This window comes from Sporomusa intestinalis (genome assembly GCF_055383785.1).
Window position 1 is genome coordinate 5,121,188 of record NZ_AP042390.1, and the last position, 18,712, is coordinate 5,139,899.

Consider the following 18,712-nt stretch of genomic DNA (forward strand, 5'->3'; position numbering starts at 1 on the left):
CATGGACACCCTCTTAAATCCATATTATCTCCAGATTCTGATGTTCATTCTGATTAACGCCATGTTGGGCATCAGTATTTATTTAACCCTGGCCACAGGACAGCTGTCGCTGGGAAATGCGGGGTTCATGAGCGTAGGCGCCTATACCTCCGCCCTGCTGACGCTAAAACTTGCTCTGCCCGTATATCTGGCCATCCCGGCCGGCGGTTTGGCCGCCTGCCTGACGGCCGCAGTCATTGGCATTCCCGCTACCAGGCTGCAGGGCATCTATCTGGCAATTGCCACCCTCGGTTTTGGCGAGGTCGTCAGAGTCATTATTCTCAACCTGAAAATTACGAACGGGGCGTTAGGCCTTGCCGGCATCCCCTCCCTGGGGGTGCTGATCGGCAAACAGCTTTCTGCCCTGGGCTATAGCCAGGGCTTGGCCGGCTTCAGCCTGCAGCAACTCAGCAATGTAGCGGTTATTGCCGTTTTGGCGGCGATCCTGGCTTTTATCGTTTTTTTTGCCGTCCGGCTGCGCAACTCCAGAATCGGCCGGGCCTTTGCCGCCATTAAGGCTGACGAGCATGCGGCGGAAGTGTCAGGCGTAAATACCACCAATTACAAGCTGCTGGCCTTTTTTCTCGGCGCTTTTGTGGCCGGGATTGCCGGCGGGCTGGCAGCTCATATTACCTTTTATATTGGCCCCAAGGACTTTTCCTATCACCGGGCGGTTGAAATCCTGCTCTTTGCCGTATTCGGCGGCAGCAATGTGGTGTGGGGGCCGCTGCTGGGCTCGGTCCTATTGACAACCCTGCCGGAAGTACTGCGCGCGGCTGCCGACTACCGGGCCATGATTTATGGCGGTATTCTTGTGATCATGATGATCTTCCGCCCCCAGGGACTGATCAGCGAAGAAACCATCCGCTACTGGCAGTCCAGGCTTAACACCGCTTCGCCAGCGCAGGAACAGGCGGAACCCACAAGGAGGTCGGCAGGATGATCCTGGCACTGGAAAAAGTCAGCAAAAATTTTGGCGGGCTGGCGGCGTTAGCTGATATCAGCTTTCATGTCAATAAACGGGAAATCCTGGGGGTAATCGGCCCTAACGGCGCCGGCAAAACTACTCTGTTCAACCTGATTACCGGCGTACTGCCGCCTAGTGCCGGCCGCATCGTTTACCAGGATAAAACCATCGTCGGCTTAAAGCCCCATAAGATTACCAAACTGGGGATTTCCCGTACCTTTCAAAATATCCGCCTGTTCGGTCAGATGACAGCGCTGGAGAATGTTATGGTTGGCGCCCACTGCCGTACCCGCGCCGGTCTCTGGCAAGGCTTATGGCAGACCAGGGCGCAGCGGGAGGAAGAAAAAACCATCCGCGGCCAAGCCCGCGCCATGCTGGAACTGACAGGCATCGGTGCTGCAGCCAATACCCTGGCCGGTGCGCTCGCCTATGGCCAACAGCGCCGTCTGGAAATTGCCCGGGCCCTGGCCTCGGATCCGGAGGTGCTGCTGTTGGATGAACCTGCCGCCGGTATGAATGAAAGTGAAACAGAGGACCTGCGGCAGCTGATTGCGCAAATCCGGCAGCTGGGCAAGGCAGTCATCCTGATTGAACATGACATGCACCTGATGATGAACGTATGTGAGCGTTTTGTCGTGTTAAACTTTGGCCGGAAGATTGCCGAGGGCCCCCCTGCCAGCATCCAGGAAAACCCGCAGGTGATTGAGGCCTATCTGGGAAAGGAGGATAAGGGAGATGCTTGAGATTTCACGGCTGGTTGCCGGTTATGGTAATATTAACGCCTTAAAGTCAATCGACCTTGCCGTCCCTAAAGGCAAAATTGTCTCCCTAATTGGCGCCAACGGTGCCGGCAAGACAACAACAATGAAAACCATCATGGGCATGGTTCAGCCGTCAGCCGGTCAAATCTCCTTCCAGGGGCAAAACATTGCCGGTCTGGCTGTGCATAAGGTAGTCAACCGGGGAATATCGCTCGTGCCTGAAGGGCGCAGCATCTTAGCGCAGATGACAGTGCTGGAGAATTTGGAGATGGGCGCTTACCAGCGTACAGACAGCGCTATCCTGAGCGATCTGGAAAAAGTTTTCGCCCGCTTCCCCATTTTGGCGGAACGCCACCAGCAGTTGGGGGGGACCTTGTCCGGCGGCCAGCAGCAAATGCTGGCCATTGGGCGGGCCTTAATGGCCCGGCCAAAGCTGCTGCTCCTGGATGAGCCCTCCATGGGCCTGGCCCCGCTGGTAGTCGCCGATATATTTAAAGTAATCCAGGAGATTAATGACGAGGGAACAACGGTCCTGCTGGTTGAGCAAAATGTCCGTCAGGCAATTAAGATTGCTCATTATGCGTATGTCATGGAGACAGGCCGGATTGTTCTCCACGGCCAAGCCGCTGAAATTGCCAATGACCCCCGGGTGATGGAGGCCTATTTAGGCGGCCGGAAAGTTTGCTAGCAGGCCACACACCCGCTTTCCCGCCATAAAACCGTGTTGATTTGTCCGTAAAATTAACACGGTTTTCCGCTTGCTCACAGACACTTGGCCGCTTAAAGCAGATCACAGTGCTGCCGGCCGAAACCTTATCATCGCCTAGGTATTTATCAGATCAGCAGGTTTATGCCCTGGGCTATTCTCCGGCCCAGCTCGCTGTCTGTCCGTAAGAAATGCTCAATCATTCTTCTTTGAATAGGCTCATAGGCCTGACTTAGATTTTCAACAATATTGGCAACCAGATGTCTCTTTTGCATAGCCGTCATGGTCCGGTACCTAAAACCGGCCTGATAATAAATGTCGCCGCCGCTCTCTTGCCGGACGGCACAACCGGCAATATGGGCCCGGGCCGGCTTGCCGGCCGCCGGCGCCGGCATGGGCGTCCCGCCCCCTAATGTATTAGGCAGATAGTTGGCAACGCCCCCGCTGTACATGGTCTGCATGGCTCCGTCCTGCATCTTGTTGTCTGCCGGCTTGCGCGGCCTGTTGGTGGGCAGTTCCAGATAGTTGACGCCAAGCCGGTATCTTTGCGTATCCCCATAGGCAAAGATACGGCCCTGCAGTATTTTGTCATCGGTAAACTCTATTCCCGGCACCAGAGCCGCCGGTGAAAAAGCAGCCTGCTCAACATCAATAAAAAAATTATCCGGATTTTTATCCAGTACCATTTTTCCTACCGGCTTCAGCGGAAATACATCTTCCGGCCAGATATTAGTCGCATCCAGGGGATCAAAGGGCTGTTCACACTCCTCTTTTATATCCATGGTCTGGACTCGCAGCTCAAATTCAACCGGCCGGCCGGCAGCGATGGTATCAAATAAATCCCGGCGCGCTATATCCGGATCGGTGCCGGCAAGCATGGCTGCGGTCTTGCTGTCGATATATTCAATACCGGCGCAGGGCTCCCAGTGATACTTAACATATACCGCTTCCCCCCGCATATTGACCCACTTGTACGTGTTGACCCCATAGCCCGGGATCGTCCGGAAGCTTTTGGCAGTGCCATTATCCGCAAATAAGTAAGTGAGGAAATGGATAGACTCCGGCCGTAAGGACATGAAATCCCAAAAGCGGCTGGCGGCGATCGGCCCGCCCCGGACATTGGTAACCGGGTCAGGCTTCAGGGCGTGAACCAGGTCCGGAAACTGAATTGGATCGCGCAGCGGAAATACCGGGATATGGTTGCCCACAATATCATAATTGCCTTGGTCTGTGTAAAACTTTACCGAAAACCCTCTGATATCCCGCACTGTATCCGCACCGCCCAGAGAACCGCCTGCTAACGAAAACCGGACAAACACCGGCGTTGCCTGTTCCGGGTCCTGCAAAAAATTGGCTTTCGTCAGGGCCGCCAGTGAGCTATAGGGTCTGAAAAAACCGAAAGCGCCGGCGCCTTTTGCATGCAACACCCGTTCTGGAATTCTTTCCCGGTCAAAATGGGCGATTTTTTCCAGAAAAACGGTATCCTCAAGTAAAATTGGTCCCCGCTGCCCGACACTTAAGGCTTGCTGGTCATTGGTAACAGGTGCCCCCTCATTGCTGGTAAGATAGCGTTTTGGCATATCCTCTCCCCCAAATCGTAAAATCTATTATGATTATATTGAATAGCGGGATTGCTCAGAATAAGTTTTAATCATCGCTTCATTAAAAACACAGAAAAACACGGGGACAGGGATTTTGTTTCTGTGCCAATCACAACGCCAGCCCTTGTTCCAATGACAGTTGAGGGCAACACAATCCCTATCCTTGTTGCCGGTAAAAGTCATTAGTGCATAAGAAACTCCCATGCAGGCCAACATTCCTTCTGCCTGCATGGGAGCCCATGAATACGCTGAGGTGCGGCTGGGGGTTACCGCCAACTGATCTTCAGCCTATTTTATAGCTTTTCGATTTTTACCAAGGCCTCATCCATTGCTTCCGTAATCCCTCTTTTCATCGCGGTGCCGATTCCGGGTACACCAATTGAGGTTACTTTGTTATTGCCTTTGCCGGTTGTTTGGAAAGCAGTGATTTTATCCGCGCCTTTGGAGTAGACTTTATAGCGAAGTTTTACCTCGCTTTTGGCCGAGGTTGAGAAAAAGCTGGCATGCCTTGAGTTCATAAAATGAACGATCTCCATGGCAATCACGTAGTCGGCACCGGTTTCCTGCGCCAACCGCCGCATTAGCTCATTGTCCGGCAATTCCAGATTCGATGGGTCATACTGGTTGGCGGACAAAATGCTTTGTACTTTTTCTGCGGGAACCGTTTGATATTTTTCATTGGCAAATTGTTGGGTAAACTTCTCCTGGACAGTTTCGCCGATGTAATCTTTGGTTTCTGCGGTAGAATTAAGATGAGGCAAAATGAGCACTTGCTTGACACTGGCTTCAGTAGCCGGGGGATTAGCTGACACACTGCCGACACTAACTGCAAACATAAAAAAAAGCAGGACCGTAAAACACAGCATAAATTTTTTCATATAACCATCTCCCTACATTATTCCCTTCCATATCATATCACTTTGTTTACTTAAATCCAAGAAGATTCTGATAACTAATTGACATAATTTTTTTTGCCAAACCACAGACACCGGGGCTATGGTTGAAAATCGCAAGCAGAGTCAACGCACGGTTGCCATGAGTTGACTCTGCTTGGTGCTGTTGCCGGTCCCGGCAGTTGCCGCCGCCGGCTAAAACGCCTGCTGTTCCGTTCTTTCGATAATTTCGTCCTGCAGGTCTTTGGTAAGATTATTGAAGTAATCGCTGTAGCCGGCTACCCGAACAATCAGGTTGTTGTAGCTCTCCGGGTTCTTTTGCGCCGCTTTTAAGGTCCCGGCATCGACGATATTGAATTGAATATGGTGGCCGTCCAGCTTAAAGTAGGCCCGGATCAGGTCTTTCAGTTTGCGCAGTCCCTCCTCGCCCTGTACGACCTGGGGGGTGAATTTTTGATTCAGCAAAGCGCCGCCGGTTCGGAGCTGATCCATTTTCGCTGCTGATTTAATGACCGCCGTCGGACCGTTTTTGTCTGCCCCCTGGACTGGCGATATCCCTTCGGAAAGAGGCCGGCCCGCTTTGCGCCCGTCCGGAGTGGCGCCGATCACGGCCCCGAAATATACGTGGCAGGTAGTCGGCAGCATCTCGATCCGGTACGTGCCGCCGGTCGGTGTTTTCCTGCCGTTTACGGCCTCATGGAAAATCTCAAATACCTTGAGCATAATTGCATCGGCATAATCATCGTCATTGCCATATTTCGGGGTTTTGTTCAGCAGCAGCTGGCGTACCTTCTCCTGGCCGGCAAAGTCAGACTTTACAATGTCCAGCAGTTCAGTCAGGGAGAACCTTTTATGATCAAACACATGGTATGCAAGGGCTGCCAGGCAGTCGGTGATACTGCCGATGCCAACCCCCTGGATATAGCGGGAATTGTATCTGGCCCCGCCGGCATTATAATCCCGGCCTTGGGCAATGCAGTCGTCAATGACAATGGACATAAAGGGAGCCGGCATATATTTGGCATACAGCATTTCGATGATGTTGTTGCCTTTGATTTTAATATCCACAAAATGTTGCACCTGCTGCGTAAAGGCCGCCAATAGTTCATCCAGGGAACTGAATTGGGCCGGGTCCCCTGTTTTGGGCCCCAGTTGTTTGCCGGTGCGGGGATCGAGGCCGTTATGGAGGGTAATCTCCAGGATTTTGACAAGATTCAAGTAACCGGTCAGGATATAGGCCTCTTTGCCGAAGCAGCCGACCTCGACACAACCGCTGGTGCCGCCGCCGCGCGCGTCTTCCAGGCTTTTTCCCTGGCGGAGAAGCTCTTCCAGGACCGCGTCGGTATTGAAAACCGAGGGAAAGCCCATACCGGCCCGGATGACCTCGGCCGCCCGCAGCACAAACTGATCCGGGTTTTTCCGGCTGACCTGCACATTGGTGCTGGGCTGCAGCAGTTCCATCTCCTCAACAATGTCCAGCAGCAAATAAGAAACCTCATTGACGCCGTTGCTGCCGTCCGGCTTAATCCCGCCGATATTGATATTGCAAAAGTCCGTATAGGTGGCACTTTCCTGCAGTGTAATCCCAACCTTGGGCGGCGCCGGCTGATTATTAAATTTGATCCAGAAGCATTGCAACAGCTCCTTGGCCGCCTCGCGCGTCAGGGTACCGGCCTGAAGCTCCCGTTCATAAAACGGATACAGGTGAATGTCAAGCTTGCCCGGGCAGAAGGAATCCCAGGTATTTAATTCGGTAATAACGCTGAGATGGACAAACCAGTACATCTGCAGCGCTTCCCGGAAGGTTCTCGGTGCCCGGGCCGGTACCTGGCGGCAAATATCGGCAATCTCCGCCAGTTCTTTCTTTCTGGCTGGATTCTGCTCTTTGCCGGCCAGCTCGCTGGCCATATCGGCATGCCTACGGGCAAAAGTGATAATCGCATCACAGCAAATGGCCATCGCGGTTAACTCTTCCTGCTTATCATACGCTGCGGGGTCCTGCTGATAGTCCAGGGCCGCCAGCCGGGCCTCGATCTCTTGTTTAAAATCGAGAAAGCCCTGCTGATAGATTTTCCCGCCGGCAACCGTATGGCCCGGTGCCCGCTGTTCCATGAATTCTGTGTAGATTCCCGCCTCATAACAATCCTTCCAGGCTGGAGTCATCTGGGCAAACATTAAATCACGAATCGCTTTTCCCTGCCAGAAGGGGATAATTTCTTCGGCCTGAATGCGTTTGGTCTCCTCGTCCACCTTAAAGAATATCTTATCCCGCTTATCCATAATAACAAAATCGTCGACAGTATGGCAGCATAGCTCCGGGTAAGTCGGGGCCTCCTGCGGCCCGGTGCCCCGCTCGCCGACTATGAGTTCCCCGTCATTGATGCAAATTGTCTTATTTTCCATTAAATATTGAAAGGTTAAGGCCCGCAGAACCGGAACCGAAACCTTGCCAGCGTATTGTTTGTAGGCTGCGGTTACCAGTCTGGCTCTTTCGATAGATAACCGCGGCACCGCAGCAACACTCTGGTCCCGTAATGTCTGCACCCTGCTATTGATGTTCTTGCCTGTAGCCATTTTTTCTCACCCTCCTATTTTTGCGGTTATGCCAAATGCCGCCAATCCCTGGGAAACCTCAGCCATTTGTTTGCTTGACGGCGGCTGCAGGCCGTCAAGGCGGTAGGTCCTGCCCAGCCGCCTGTATTTATCGGCGGCGATATGGTGATACGGCAGCAGAAAAACCTCGCTCAGGTGCAAAGCCGCTAAAAAAGCGCCCATTGCCTTTATATTTTCCCCATCGTCGTTGAGGCCGGGTATAACAGGCACGCGAATCCAGATTTTACGGTGACTGGCGGTCAGCTCTTTTAGATTCGCCAATATAAGCTGGTTGGAGACACCGGTGTACAGCCGATGCTTGCCGTCATCCATATGTTTCAGATCATAGAGAAACAAATCCACCTTGTCTTTTATCCTGGCAATTGACGGCCAGGCGGCATAACCGGAGGTATCTAAAGCCGTATGCAGGCCGCCGGCTTTGCAGGCGGTAAGCAGACTGTCCAGAAAGTCCGGCTGCAGTAAGGCTTCGCCGCCGGAAAAAGTAACCCCGCCGCCCGATTCTTCATAAAAAACCCGGTCTTTCTCAATCTCTTTCATAACCTCGGCCACCGTCACCGGCCTGCCAACCCGCTCCCTGGCGCCGGTTGGGCAGGCCTCCGTACAGGCCCCACAGGCCCTGCAGCTTGCCGCCGCTGTCAGCAACCCCGGTTCAGTTACTGTCAGGGCTTTATAGGGGCAGCTTTGCCCACAGTCGCCACAGCCGATACATTTGTTTTGCAAAAAAACGATTTCCTGGGCCATCGCCATACTTTCCGGATTATGGCACCACTGACAGGCCAAGGGGCAGCCCTTCAAAAATACAGTAGTGCGTATGCCCGGACCATCATGGATGGAATATTTCTGAATATTAAATACTGTTCCTGTCTGCAATAGATCACCTCCCATCACAACCACTATTGCCGGCTGTAACGCTCACTGCCCTCATTAGCCCGGCAATAATATATATTGCAATAACCATGCCAAACAGCGGCTGCCGCCAAAACACCGGCAAGCCTCCGCCGCCAGACCATTGATTGCCGCCGTCCCAGAATTGGGCTAAATTATTTGTGACATTGTCTGAAATTCGGGACTAATGTGTCACCTCACTTTGCGCCGGCAGAATCATATCGCCGGCCGCCGGTAATGTAAGGTGCTAATTCCGGGCCCTTGTCCCCCTATTCCTTAAAGGGGTTGGGTGCGCTGGCGACAATGAGCCTTACTAATTTATTGGTGTAGTTGGCCCAATTATGAACAAGGTTGGAGCTATAGTGGGCCGAATCACCGGGAAACAGCTCAAATTGCTCGTTGTTGAGAAAAAGCGTCAAGGTCCCTTCCAGCACATATACAAACTCTTCCCCCTCGTGGGCATAGGGAGAGATATCCTCTTCACAGTTGATCGGCAAAAGTTCAATTAATCTTGGCAATATTGATTTTTCTCCGGTGTCATTGGTTAAATGGTAATGAATAAAGCGGCCATTGATAATTTGAAACACTTCTTTTTCATAGCTGCGGATAATAGAACTGCGGTGTCTGGTATAGCCGACAAAAAAATAGGATAAATCAACATCCACCGCCGCCGCAACCTTTTCCAGCGAGTCAGCCGCAATGGAGGTTAAACCCCGTTCCAGCTGGGATAAAAAGCCGGTTGACAGACCGGTTTTCTCACTTACATCCTTCAGGGTCATCTTTTTTCGGGTTCGCAGCTCTTTAACCTTGCTGCCAATATCTTTGTTCATAACAATCCCTCATGTCTTAACGTGATCATATTATGTATATAATAATATATGGTGTCTGAAAACAACACATATTTTATATAAATGAATTTTGTTTATACCCATGAATATACTGCCATTGTGGTAAAAAAGCCTATCAGCACGTCAGCTAATAGGCCTAAGAAAAACATATGGGCGTAGTCTGCCTAGCCTACAATGGTAAGCTTTTTGTCAAATTTGTTTAATACCTCACAGCCTGTTTCTGTTACCAAAACCAAATCTTCAATCCGCACCCCGGCCACACCGGGCAAATAAATTCCCGGTTCGATGGAGAAGATCATGCCTGGCTGTACCTGACTAGCGTTGGCGGCAGAAACGTCACCCGGCTCATGGACCTCAAGACCAATGGAGTGCCCAGTGCGGTGGGTAAAATATTGGCCGTACCCGGCGGCTTCGATATGGTCTCTGGCAGCAGCATCAATGTCACAAAACCGGACCCCCGGTTTAATCTTATTAATCGCCCGTTTATTGGCCTCAAGCACCGCATCATAGATTTTTTCCGCACTAGCCGGCACATATTGGTAAAATACCGTCCGGGTCATATCAGCGCAATAGTCGTTCTTTTTACAGCCAATGTCAATTATGACACTCTCCCCGGCCTGCAGGACGGAGCCATCCGGTTCATGGTGGGGATCGGCCGCATTGGCGCCATAGGCGATGATCGGGGCAAACGAGCAGCCGCCGGTGCCCAGCTCGTCATAAATAGCAGTCAAACGCTGGGCCAGCTTGTGCTCGGAATAGCCTCCGGGAATAAGCTGTATCAGCTGCGCCATTGCCTGGTCATTGAGTTGCGAGGCCTGACGCATCAGGTCCCGCTCCTGTTGATCCTTGCACTGCCGGAGTTGGTCTAACAGGACCGAACCGTTTACAAACCGGCTGCCGGCGGCCTGCTCCATCAGCCTTAATAAAAAGTGGGCCGGCCAGTTTTTGTCCACGCCAACCGGGGTCCCGGCTTCGATACAGCCGGCCAGGACCGCGACTGCATCCTGGGTATCATCGAACCAGACTTTATCGACCCCCAGGTCGGCCTCTACCGGAAACAGCTTATTAATCAACAGTTTGTGCTTGCCCCTGCAGCTAAGATACAGCGCCAGCAGCCTTTCCCCCGGGTGAATCCAGGCACCGGTAAGATAAAAGACAGCCGCGGGATCAGTAATCACTAATTGGGGAAGGCCGGCAGCAGCCATTTTTTTCAATACGTTATCAACCCGTTCCTGCTTCATTACATATTCCTCCCTTTTTAGCTATTCCAGCATGCTTTTTCTTTTGCTCTCCATGTATTTGTGCCAGGCATGGAGCAGCAGCGATACGCCGATAATGCCGTAGGCGATAAATACCCGGAAAAACTCGCCGATCTGCGCATCGCCAAACAAATTGTTGCCGGCCTGCGGTGATACAATAAACAACGTATGAAAAAGCAGCGTGCCGATGACGGCATCGGTAATTGTCGCTTTGGCCACCGTGGCGCCACCGATTAACAGGGCGGCAATCGCGAACATCCCCACTTGTTCATGACTATTGTAGGTATTCAGGGTGCCGATATTCTGTAAGAATATGATCTGGCCCCAGGCGGCCAGGATCGTCGATATGGTGATCGCAATCAGGCGGATTTTATCGGTGGGAATCCCGGCCACCTGCGCAATATGCAGGTCCTGACCCAGGGCCCGGAAATCCTGCCCGATTTTGGTGGTGACAATAAACCGGGTAAACCACGCCAGGGAAATGACGGTGAGAAAGGTCATGACCGGAATGGTGATGCCGCCGATTTGGAAATAAAGCAGCTTATCCAAAGAATACTGGATAAACTTAAGATCAATCGCATTCTTTAAGCCCACACCGCTTTTCAGAACTATTTCCGGATTGTAAACAGGAATCAGCGTGCCGATAAACAGCAGAAACACCAATTGCCACAGCCCGTTCGCAAAAAAACCCAGGATCATGCTTGTGATCATTTCCCGGCCTTTGGTCTTATTTAAGGTCATACCGGTAAGATAGCCAAATAAAACCGCAAACGGCGTAGCGACCAGGATCGAGGCGGCCAAGCCGGCCAGTCCGCCAATATCCCAGATCTTAACCGCAATCAGGCCAATCTGCCCGGCCATAGCGCCGATGACCAGGGCAAAGTTAAGCCCCATGCCCGCCAGGACGGGAATAATCAGGGCGATGACCAGAAACAGGTTTCTGGACAGGCGGACCACCAGTTCGTTGATGACAAATTTTAACGGCAATTCCGAAGCAATGGTGGTAGCAATACATAAAACCAGGAAAATTAACGGTACCGTATGGGCCCGGAGAAAGTTTTTCAGCCAGCCAAAGGCCAACACCTGTTTCGCCTGGGTTGCCAAGCCTGTATTCATCTAGTGATTCCCTCCCACTTTTGTCAAAGCGTAGAGGATAACCCCGTTGCTGACAATAATACGAATGACCTCCGACAAATTGCCGACATTGACTGCCGAATTAATAACAGGCAACGATATGGTTAACAGGGTTTGAAACAGGATGGTCCCGGCCACCACATGGGCAATTGTCGCTTTTTTGGCGGTCGCGCCGCCGATTAAAATCGCGGCGGTCGCCGCAAAGGGCATCATGAGCGGCGCCTGGTAAAGCTGCAAAAAACCAAAACTCTGGGAGTATACAAGCATGCCGATCCCGCCCAGGACTGTCGACATGACGGTGCCAATCATCCGCTGCCTGTCCACATCAATCCCGGTGGCGACGGCGAATTGAGGATTATCGCCTGCGGCCATCATCGCAATACCGGTTTTGGATCTCATAAACAGCCACATGAGCAAACAAAAAATAGCAACAAACAAGATCGCGCCGGTTGGAATCTGCGAGCCGAAAAACGGAATCGCCAGAAAATCATCCAGTACTTTAGCATACCGGCCGCTGAGGGATATGGTGGTCCTCAGGCCGCTGCCGCCAATGGCCCAGATCATCTCCGGGCTTGTAAACGGCATGATCAGCCAGCCAATCGACATCAGCGATACAATGGCAAACCCCATATAGGTACCTACTGTCATCTCATCGCCTTTCACCTTGTTGAGAATCCAGCCGTACCAATAGCCCATGGCCGCCGACAGAGGTATCGATATGGCCACCGCCCACATAAACGCCGCCATCCCCCGCATATCCATTTCAATGCTGATACAGCCGGCCAGCAGCCCGGTAATAATGCCTAAAGACAAACCGAAGTTTATCCCCGTGCCGGCTACAATACTGGGCACCATAGCCAGGACCAGGATACCGTTCATAGCGATTCTCACCATGGAATCGCCGGCCATGGCCGGAATGTCCTGCTTTTGAAACACTGCCAGAATAATCAAAAATGCCAGAAAGATCGTAATGCAAACCTTGGGATAGCCGTATTTATCAGTCAGCCTGCGCCACAGTTCCATATTATACAGCCTCCTCCCGGCCACTGTACTTGCCGGCCATGGCTAAGCCAAACTCAACGTCCGGTGCCGTCGGACTCAATAGGGCTTCGATTTTTCCGCCGTAAATAATAGCAACCCGGTCGCAAATCGATCTTAGTTCACTAAGCTCGCTGGAGGTAACGATAATGGTCATACCCCATTCCTGATTAAGTTTGACAAGCAAGTCGAGCAGTAATTTTTTGGCGCCAATGTCAATGCCTCTTGTCGGCTCGGAAACAAATAAGATATCCGGTTGCAGGGTCAAAGCCCTGGCCACACATACTTTCTGCTGATTGCCGCCGCTGAGCCGCCGGGTGATTTGCGTCGGCCCGGTGCAGCGGATATCAAGGTCTTTAATCATCCGGAGAGCATGTTCGCGGATTTTTTTATAATCAGCCATCTGGATGGCCTTTATTCCCAGCAAAGGCTTGAGAAATTCCCCGCGTATCTGCATGCTTGTCATCATAATATTCAGCTCAATCGAGGTGTCCAGCAGCAGGCCCACACCTCTCCGGTCTTCGGAAACAAAAGCCAGCTTGTTCTGGATGGCTTTTTTAGGATTATTGAGTTCCAGCCGGTTTTGCTCCTTATACACTTCCCCGCTGGCAGGGTAGAGCCCCATCACCCCGTTGGCCACCCCGATTTTTCCCTGCCCGGCCAGTCCGGCCAAACCCAGAATCTCGCCCCGTTTAATATCCAGATTAATATTTTTCACCATTTCTCCCGGCATCGTCACACTCAGGTTTCTAATGGTCAGCACTACTTCCTGGGATTGTGCGGTTTTGGCTGTCTGCACGATTCTTTCCACATTTTTCCCAATCATCATTTCGGCGATCTTCTCCAGGTTTGCTTCCCCCCGGCTCATAAAGCCGACATTGGCCCCATCCCGCAGCACAGTGATGGAATCAGCAACAGCCAGAACTTCATCCAGGCGATGGGTAATAAATAAAATAGCGATCCCCTGTTTAGCCAGTATTCTCATGGTATCAAGCAGCTTATCGGCTTCGCTTTCCGCCAGCACAGCCGTCGGTTCGTCAAACACCAGCAGGCGGATATTTTCCTTGTCAATCTCCCGGGCGATCTCCACAAACTGCATATACCCGACCGGCAGCCCCGCGACCGGCAGCCAGTCATCCACATTCATCCCCAGCGTTTTCAGCGCCTTTTGCGCATCTTTGCGCATGGCCGGCAGATCGAGGGACCTGAGACTGGCGCCTGCTATTTTACTGACCAGATTGTGCCTGGTGGTTTCCCTGTTTAATTTAATATTTTCCGTAATCGTGAAGCCGGGCAGCAGCATAAATTCCTGATGCACCATGCCAATGCCCAAATCCATTGCTGTTTTGGGTGATTCTATAACCACCGGCTTGCCGTCAAAAGTAATCTCGCCTTGAATCCCGCCGGTGCTATAGATGACAGGCATCCCAAAGAGGATATTCATCATTGTCGATTTGCCGGCCCCGTTTTCGCCGACCAAGGCATGGATTTCTCCCGGTTTCACCTGTAGGTTCACACCTTTTAAGACCTTGTTGCCAAAATAATCTTTAACGATATTTTTCATTTCAAGTATATAATTTGCAGCCATTTGTCATCCCCCTGCGGATACATTTTCAGACAGTACAAACAAAACAGGCTGTTATGTAGCCAGCCTTGTCCTGGGAAACAGCCGATTTTCAACTAAGCCTCAGCGGCAGTACTGCCGCTGAGGCTTAGTTTCCCGCTTATAATGTTACATAATCAATAAGAATCAGATAGAAGTTATCAAGAACGACCTCTTTGCCTGTTTTGTCGGTTGTCTTAAGGGTTTGAGCCTCGATCTTGGTCCCTGCCGCTGCCGATAGTTTTTGCAGCAGAATTTCTTTGTTGTTCCGCTCGGGGAATTTGCCTTCCGCCCAGTCTTTGGCGTATTCCACGCCGGCCTCAATGAACGTCATTGTAACCGGTACCGGCCAGGTCGAGAACCGGCCTGTGCCGTTTTTCTCAGCCAGCTTGGCTTTGATTTCTCCGATCACATAGTCAACATCACCGGCTTTCTCTGCCGGAATTTGAATGCCAAGAGCCCCGGGATAGCCATGGTACGGGCTGGGACAGCACTGCTGGGCGTCAATGCCGCCGGCATCCAGGGTGGCCTTAATCAGCGGCTCCTGCATAGCGCAATTGGTATTGAAGAAATTGGTGTTTTTGCCATACTCGTTAATTTTGCGCGGGATATCCTCCAGCATAAACTGCTGGGCCCCCGGCACCCCGGCATCCCCCAGCGGGTCAGGCGCGGTGGCGTCAACAAATTTCAAGCCAAGCTTCTCGGCTTCCACCTTCATAATATCCCTTCTTTGGGCCAGCAGGGGGTAGGACATATGGCGCGGGAAAGAATAGTGCACCAGGGTTGTTGCCCCTAATTTCTTCGCCTGGGCGGGAATTGTTTTGCCCATAGCCAGTTCATCCGTATTAAGCACAATATCCGCTTTTTGGGCAACCATATCCGGGTCTTCCCCCGGCACACCGGCAATCAGCAGAATGTCAGGCCTGACTTCTCTTACTTTTTCAAAGGCGGCGGCTGCTCCCGGTACAGCCTGGCACATAATAATCGCTTTACAGTCAGGATCAGCAGCAAAAGCCAGCATATTGGCTATGGTTGTCTCCTGCTCTTTCATAAAATTATCGGGAGTAGTCTTAAACAGGATGACATCTTTCCCATACTTTTTAACCATTTTTTCGGCCGCCCGGTATTCTTCTTCATTTTGAGCAACCGTGTTGGTCATGATCCCGATTTTGATCTTCTTAGCGTCCGCCTTGGCATCGCCTGACGTTGTTGAGCTGCCGCACCCCGTAAACACAACAAGCAACAGCAAGGTGAACAGCAACAAAAAACCCTTCTTCAGCATTGAATCTCCCTCCACCTTCTTGATAATATTAGTAAAAGAAGCTTCCTTCTCTTGACTACCAGCCGCTTCCTGTTCGTTAATTTTTAGCCATATTTACCTAATATTAACATGGTAATATTATCCGGTCAATAATTAAATTTAGAATAGTAAATAAATTGTGAATTTTATATAAATAAATGTCGAATCCGGCGACAATATTCATATCTGTAAATTTTCTTAAACTAACCGGCAATACACTGAGCCGGCCGCTGGTTACGAAAACGGAAACAACACTGAAAACCCGTGGTCAGCCGCGGGTTTTCAGTGTTGTTTCTTATTGCATTATTTCATAACAGTGTTAACAGGCCCTGCTACGGCGACAGCCGCCAGGGCCGCTACCGTTTCGCCGGCAACACAAGCATAAGAAAAATAATTTTATAATTGCGTCAGGATAACCGTTTCTGACTCGAGCACAGCAAGTGTATGCTCATACTGAATGCAAATCGAGTTGTCAACAGTCCGGGCCGTCCAGCCGTCCCTGTCAATTTTCGCCTTCCATTTGCCATTGGTAATCATAGGCTCAATAGCAATTACCATCCCCGGTTTGATAACCGGGCCACGGCCTGGCTGCCCATAATGGGGAATCTGGGGTTCCTCCCACAGACTTTGCCCGATACCATGGCCGCAGAATTCACGGACAACGCCATAGCGGTACTGCTCGGCATACCGTTGAATGACAGCCCCAATATCGCCGATGTGCTTGCCGGGCCGGGCCTGCTCAATCCCCAAATCCAGGCATTTCTTAGTGACCCGCATTAATTGCTCCAGGTCCGGTGTTATCTGGCCGACAGCGTACGACCAAGCCGAGTCGCCATGGTATCCCTGCAGCTTAACGCCGATATCAATTGTAATGACATCGCCGTCTTTCAACGCGGTCTGATCCGGTATCCCATGGCAAATGACGTCATTAATCGATGTGCAGATGCAAGCGGGAAAGCCGTGATGGCCTTTAAAACTGGGAATGCCCCCTGCTGCCAGAATAAATTTTTCGGCAATCTGGTCCAACTCCCTGGTAGTAATCCCTGGTTGAATGGATTTTTCCAGAGCAGCATGGCACTGGGCCACAATCCGGCCGGCCTCTCTCATGATCTGGATTTCTCTGTCTGATTTGAATATGATCATTGCTATTCTCCTTCCAGTGTGACATAAGTTGAGTCAAACCGCCTCACCCGCAGAAGCACTCCTTCTGAAACCCTCATCCCGGTGCGGCCTGATCGGCCAGTAGCATGGACAAAATAGGATAGGGCTTGCCGGCTGCGTCAACCTCGGCGCGGCTGACTACCCTAAAGCCCATATGCCGGTAAAAGCCGACAGCCTGGTGATTTTGCTCATTTACATCTACCTGCTTTACCTTCTGTTCTTTGATTGCATACATAAGCAATATCTTGCCAATGCCTGTGCCCCGTTGAGCGGCATCAATAAACAGCATTTCCAGCTTATCCTTTACTATGCCCATAAAGCCGGTAATCTTCTGGTTGTTGTCCAGATGGCAAAATAAATTCACTTGCGGAAAATACTCCTGCAAAAGTAAGGGTTTATAGAACTGAATATCGGCTTCTGTCAGGAAAGTATGGGTCGCCCGTACTGATGCCTCCCAAACACTGAGCAGTTCTTCATACTGATTAACAGTTGGCTATATGATCATACTATCATTTCCTTTCCGCACCACTGAAAACGGTTCTGCTGCAGTACTTATTACTAGAAATTATAGCACGCGTCTCATAAGAATTCCAGAAACCATGGCAAACGACATTTATTTTGTAATATACACATAATTCCATTCACTGGTGCCGGCGACAAAAAAAACTTCAGCAGAGGATACTATCCGCTGCTGAAGGCAGACTTGGCGGGACCAGGCTCATAGCTCCTGCCGCCTGGTCTCTGCGGGCTGCAGGCAGAGCCGGCTAACAGCCCACTGCGCCATCTCCCTGACCTTCTCATGCCGGTCATGGCACGCCTCATATATATATTCCCGGTATTGTTCCTTATAGGCATTGACCATTGCATTGATCGCATTGGCTTTCCATTTCCAGACATCCTGCCGGGGTATATAAAAAAATTTCGCCTGCATTGTCTGCTCCAGAAATTCATAGTCCATTGTCAGGATCTTTGCCAGTGATATCTGCCCGCCCAATTCGCTCAGGGCAGGAAAGGACTCTGCGGCCTGCCACTTTTGTTTATTCATTGGACAAACATCCTGGCAGGCATCACACCCATACACCCAGCCGCCCATTTCCTCCTGGAATTTTTCGTTAGGCAAATCCCGGCCGGTGAAGGTGGTAAGACAGGAAACGCAATTTGTGAAATTCATAGCATAGGGCTGCGCTAAAGAAGCTGTCGGGCAGGCCTTGATGCACTGACTGCAGTTGGCGGCACACGCTTTCAGGGTCGTCGCTTCCACCGCTTCTAATTCTTTGTCAATCAGCCAGGCTTCCAGATGCACCCATGAGCCTGACTCTGTATAAAAGAAATTGTTTTTGCGGATTAAGCCCAGCCCGGCCTGGGCGGCCGCCCAGCGTAAGGCGGTAACGCCAAATTTCCGCTCCGTTTCGGTCCTAAGCCCCAGTTCCTGCATATAGGCCTCAAACCGCAGACTGTCCTGGTGCTCGCCGGCGTGGCTGTCGATGCGGCTGTCAACTAAATAGTATTTGCCGATCAGGCCTGCCAGGTGTTCGGGTATATGATATTTACCATAATACCGCGCGCAAACGACAATCGATTTTGCCCAGGGATAGGTATCCTCGGGACAGGCAAAACGGTAGAAATTTTTCAGTTGGGGCCGGCTCTCGGGAAAACAGGCGATACGTTCATCCAGCTTGTCTTGATAACCGGCCATAGCCCTGATGGGAATAATGCCGCACTTTTCATAGCCCAGGTTCAAAGCTGCATTTTTTATTTGGGTTGCCAATGCTTCCATTTATTCAACCTCTCCTTTGCCTAATACTAAATATTCACGCCCCGCCTTTGCAGTGGTTCGGGGCAATCGGCCCACATGTGTATATACACATATATGGACAAAAGCCTGCTCCCTTACCTTCCAGTCT

General features: G+C 51.3%; 16 protein-coding genes. 3 read left to right on the forward strand and 13 right to left on the reverse strand.

Features of this window, described 5'->3' with window-relative positions; genetic code table 11:
* Position 1: 1 nt before the first annotated feature.
* The 3 genes from ACZ481_RS23810 to ACZ481_RS23820 are packed head-to-tail and all read left to right on the forward strand — an operon-like array spanning position 2 to position 2,455.
* Positions 2-982, forward strand: coding sequence for a branched-chain amino acid ABC transporter permease (locus ACZ481_RS23810; protein WP_464767826.1), 981 nt, complete (start codon positions 2-4; stop codon positions 980-982).
* Positions 979-1,749, forward strand: coding sequence for an ABC transporter ATP-binding protein (locus tag ACZ481_RS23815; protein ID WP_464767827.1), 771 nt, complete (start codon positions 979-981; stop codon positions 1,747-1,749). Before ACZ481_RS23810 ends, ACZ481_RS23815 begins: the two co-directional genes overlap by 4 nt.
* Positions 1,742-2,455 carry an ABC transporter ATP-binding protein gene (locus tag ACZ481_RS23820; protein WP_464767828.1) on the forward strand — a complete coding sequence of 238 codons (714 nt, stop codon included), beginning with the start codon at positions 1,742-1,744 and terminating at the stop codon, positions 2,453-2,455. Before ACZ481_RS23815 ends, ACZ481_RS23820 begins: the two co-directional genes overlap by 8 nt.
* Before the next feature lie 146 nt (positions 2,456-2,601).
* Here ACZ481_RS23820 and ACZ481_RS23825 read toward each other — a convergent pair whose 3' ends face one another.
* The 13 genes from ACZ481_RS23825 to ACZ481_RS23885 form a co-directional block, all read right to left on the reverse strand.
* Positions 2,602-4,053, reverse strand: coding sequence for a catalase (locus ACZ481_RS23825; protein ID WP_464767829.1), 1,452 nt, complete (start codon positions 4,051-4,053; stop codon positions 2,602-2,604).
* Between the two features lie 314 nt (positions 4,054-4,367).
* Positions 4,368-4,952 carry a hypothetical protein gene (locus ACZ481_RS23830; RefSeq protein WP_464767830.1) on the reverse strand — a complete coding sequence of 195 codons (585 nt, stop codon included), beginning with the start codon at positions 4,950-4,952 and terminating at the stop codon, positions 4,368-4,370.
* 210 nt (positions 4,953-5,162) lie between these two features.
* Positions 5,163-7,541, reverse strand: a complete 2,379-nt coding sequence (gene hypD, locus ACZ481_RS23835) for a trans-4-hydroxy-L-proline dehydratase (protein WP_464767831.1) — start codon at positions 7,539-7,541, stop codon at positions 5,163-5,165.
* A gap of 6 nt (positions 7,542-7,547) precedes the next feature.
* The gene (locus ACZ481_RS23840) at positions 7,548-8,450 is read right to left on the reverse strand and encodes a glycyl-radical enzyme activating protein (RefSeq protein ID WP_464767832.1); all 903 of its coding nucleotides are present in this window, start codon (positions 8,448-8,450) and stop codon (positions 7,548-7,550) included.
* 284 nt (positions 8,451-8,734) lie between these two features.
* Positions 8,735-9,295 carry a helix-turn-helix domain-containing protein gene (locus ACZ481_RS23845; protein ID WP_464767833.1) on the reverse strand — a complete coding sequence of 187 codons (561 nt, stop codon included), beginning with the start codon at positions 9,293-9,295 and terminating at the stop codon, positions 8,735-8,737.
* Positions 9,296-9,477: 182 nt separating this feature from the next.
* Positions 9,478-10,554, reverse strand: coding sequence for a M24 family metallopeptidase (locus tag ACZ481_RS23850; protein WP_464767834.1), 1,077 nt, complete (start codon positions 10,552-10,554; stop codon positions 9,478-9,480).
* A gap of 21 nt (positions 10,555-10,575) precedes the next feature.
* Complete coding sequence (locus ACZ481_RS23855; protein ID WP_464767835.1) at positions 10,576-11,688, reverse strand: ABC transporter permease subunit; 1,113 nt, start codon at positions 11,686-11,688, stop codon at positions 10,576-10,578.
* Positions 11,689-12,729 carry an ABC transporter permease subunit gene (locus ACZ481_RS23860; protein WP_464767836.1) on the reverse strand — a complete coding sequence of 347 codons (1,041 nt, stop codon included), beginning with the start codon at positions 12,727-12,729 and terminating at the stop codon, positions 11,689-11,691. It lies immediately after the preceding gene.
* Position 12,730: 1 nt separating this feature from the next.
* Positions 12,731-14,332 (reverse strand): sugar ABC transporter ATP-binding protein, encoded by a 1,602-nt coding sequence (locus ACZ481_RS23865; RefSeq protein ID WP_464767837.1) that lies wholly within the window; start codon positions 14,330-14,332, stop codon positions 12,731-12,733.
* Positions 14,333-14,468: 136 nt separating this feature from the next.
* The gene (locus ACZ481_RS23870) at positions 14,469-15,629 is read right to left on the reverse strand and encodes a DUF3798 domain-containing protein (RefSeq protein ID WP_464767838.1); all 1,161 of its coding nucleotides are present in this window, start codon (positions 15,627-15,629) and stop codon (positions 14,469-14,471) included.
* A gap of 414 nt (positions 15,630-16,043) precedes the next feature.
* Positions 16,044-16,790 carry a type I methionyl aminopeptidase gene (map, locus tag ACZ481_RS23875; RefSeq protein ID WP_464767839.1) on the reverse strand — a complete coding sequence of 249 codons (747 nt, stop codon included), beginning with the start codon at positions 16,788-16,790 and terminating at the stop codon, positions 16,044-16,046.
* A 73-nt stretch (positions 16,791-16,863) separates the two neighbouring features.
* A complete protein-coding gene (locus tag ACZ481_RS23880; RefSeq protein WP_464767840.1) occupies positions 16,864-17,193 on the reverse strand; it encodes a GNAT family N-acetyltransferase in 330 nt (109 codons plus the stop codon).
* A gap of 333 nt (positions 17,194-17,526) precedes the next feature.
* The gene (locus ACZ481_RS23885; RefSeq protein ID WP_464767841.1) at positions 17,527-18,585 is read right to left on the reverse strand and encodes an epoxyqueuosine reductase; all 1,059 of its coding nucleotides are present in this window, start codon (positions 18,583-18,585) and stop codon (positions 17,527-17,529) included.
* Positions 18,586-18,712 lie beyond the last annotated feature (127 nt).

Bases quoted from the DNA above. Each gene is read 5' to 3' on its own strand.
- ACZ481_RS23850 (WP_464767834.1), bottom strand. From the start codon at position 10,554: ATGAAGCAGGAACGGGTTGATAACGTATTGAAAAAAATGGCTGCTGCC.
- ACZ481_RS23815 (WP_464767827.1), top strand. From the start codon at position 979: ATGATCCTGGCACTGGAAAAAGTCAGCAAAAATTTTGGCGGGCTGGCG.
- ACZ481_RS23865 (WP_464767837.1), bottom strand. From the start codon at position 14,332: ATGGCTGCAAATTATATACTTGAAATGAAAAATATCGTTAAAGATTAT.
- ACZ481_RS23855 (WP_464767835.1), bottom strand. From the start codon at position 11,688: ATGAATACAGGCTTGGCAACCCAGGCGAAACAGGTGTTGGCCTTTGGC.
- ACZ481_RS23830 (WP_464767830.1), bottom strand. From the start codon at position 4,952: ATGAAAAAATTTATGCTGTGTTTTACGGTCCTGCTTTTTTTTATGTTT.
- ACZ481_RS23860 (WP_464767836.1), bottom strand. From the start codon at position 12,729: ATGGAACTGTGGCGCAGGCTGACTGATAAATACGGCTATCCCAAGGTT.
- map (WP_464767839.1), bottom strand. From the start codon at position 16,790: ATGATCATATTCAAATCAGACAGAGAAATCCAGATCATGAGAGAGGCC.
- ACZ481_RS23885 (WP_464767841.1), bottom strand. From the start codon at position 18,585: ATGGAAGCATTGGCAACCCAAATAAAAAATGCAGCTTTGAACCTGGGC.
- ACZ481_RS23825 (WP_464767829.1), bottom strand. From the start codon at position 4,053: ATGCCAAAACGCTATCTTACCAGCAATGAGGGGGCACCTGTTACCAAT.
- ACZ481_RS23820 (WP_464767828.1), top strand. From the start codon at position 1,742: ATGCTTGAGATTTCACGGCTGGTTGCCGGTTATGGTAATATTAACGCC.
- hypD (WP_464767831.1), bottom strand. From the start codon at position 7,541: ATGGCTACAGGCAAGAACATCAATAGCAGGGTGCAGACATTACGGGAC.
- ACZ481_RS23870 (WP_464767838.1), bottom strand. From the start codon at position 15,629: ATGCTGAAGAAGGGTTTTTTGTTGCTGTTCACCTTGCTGTTGCTTGTT.
- ACZ481_RS23810 (WP_464767826.1), top strand. From the start codon at position 2: ATGGACACCCTCTTAAATCCATATTATCTCCAGATTCTGATGTTCATT.
- ACZ481_RS23845 (WP_464767833.1), bottom strand. From the start codon at position 9,295: ATGAACAAAGATATTGGCAGCAAGGTTAAAGAGCTGCGAACCCGAAAA.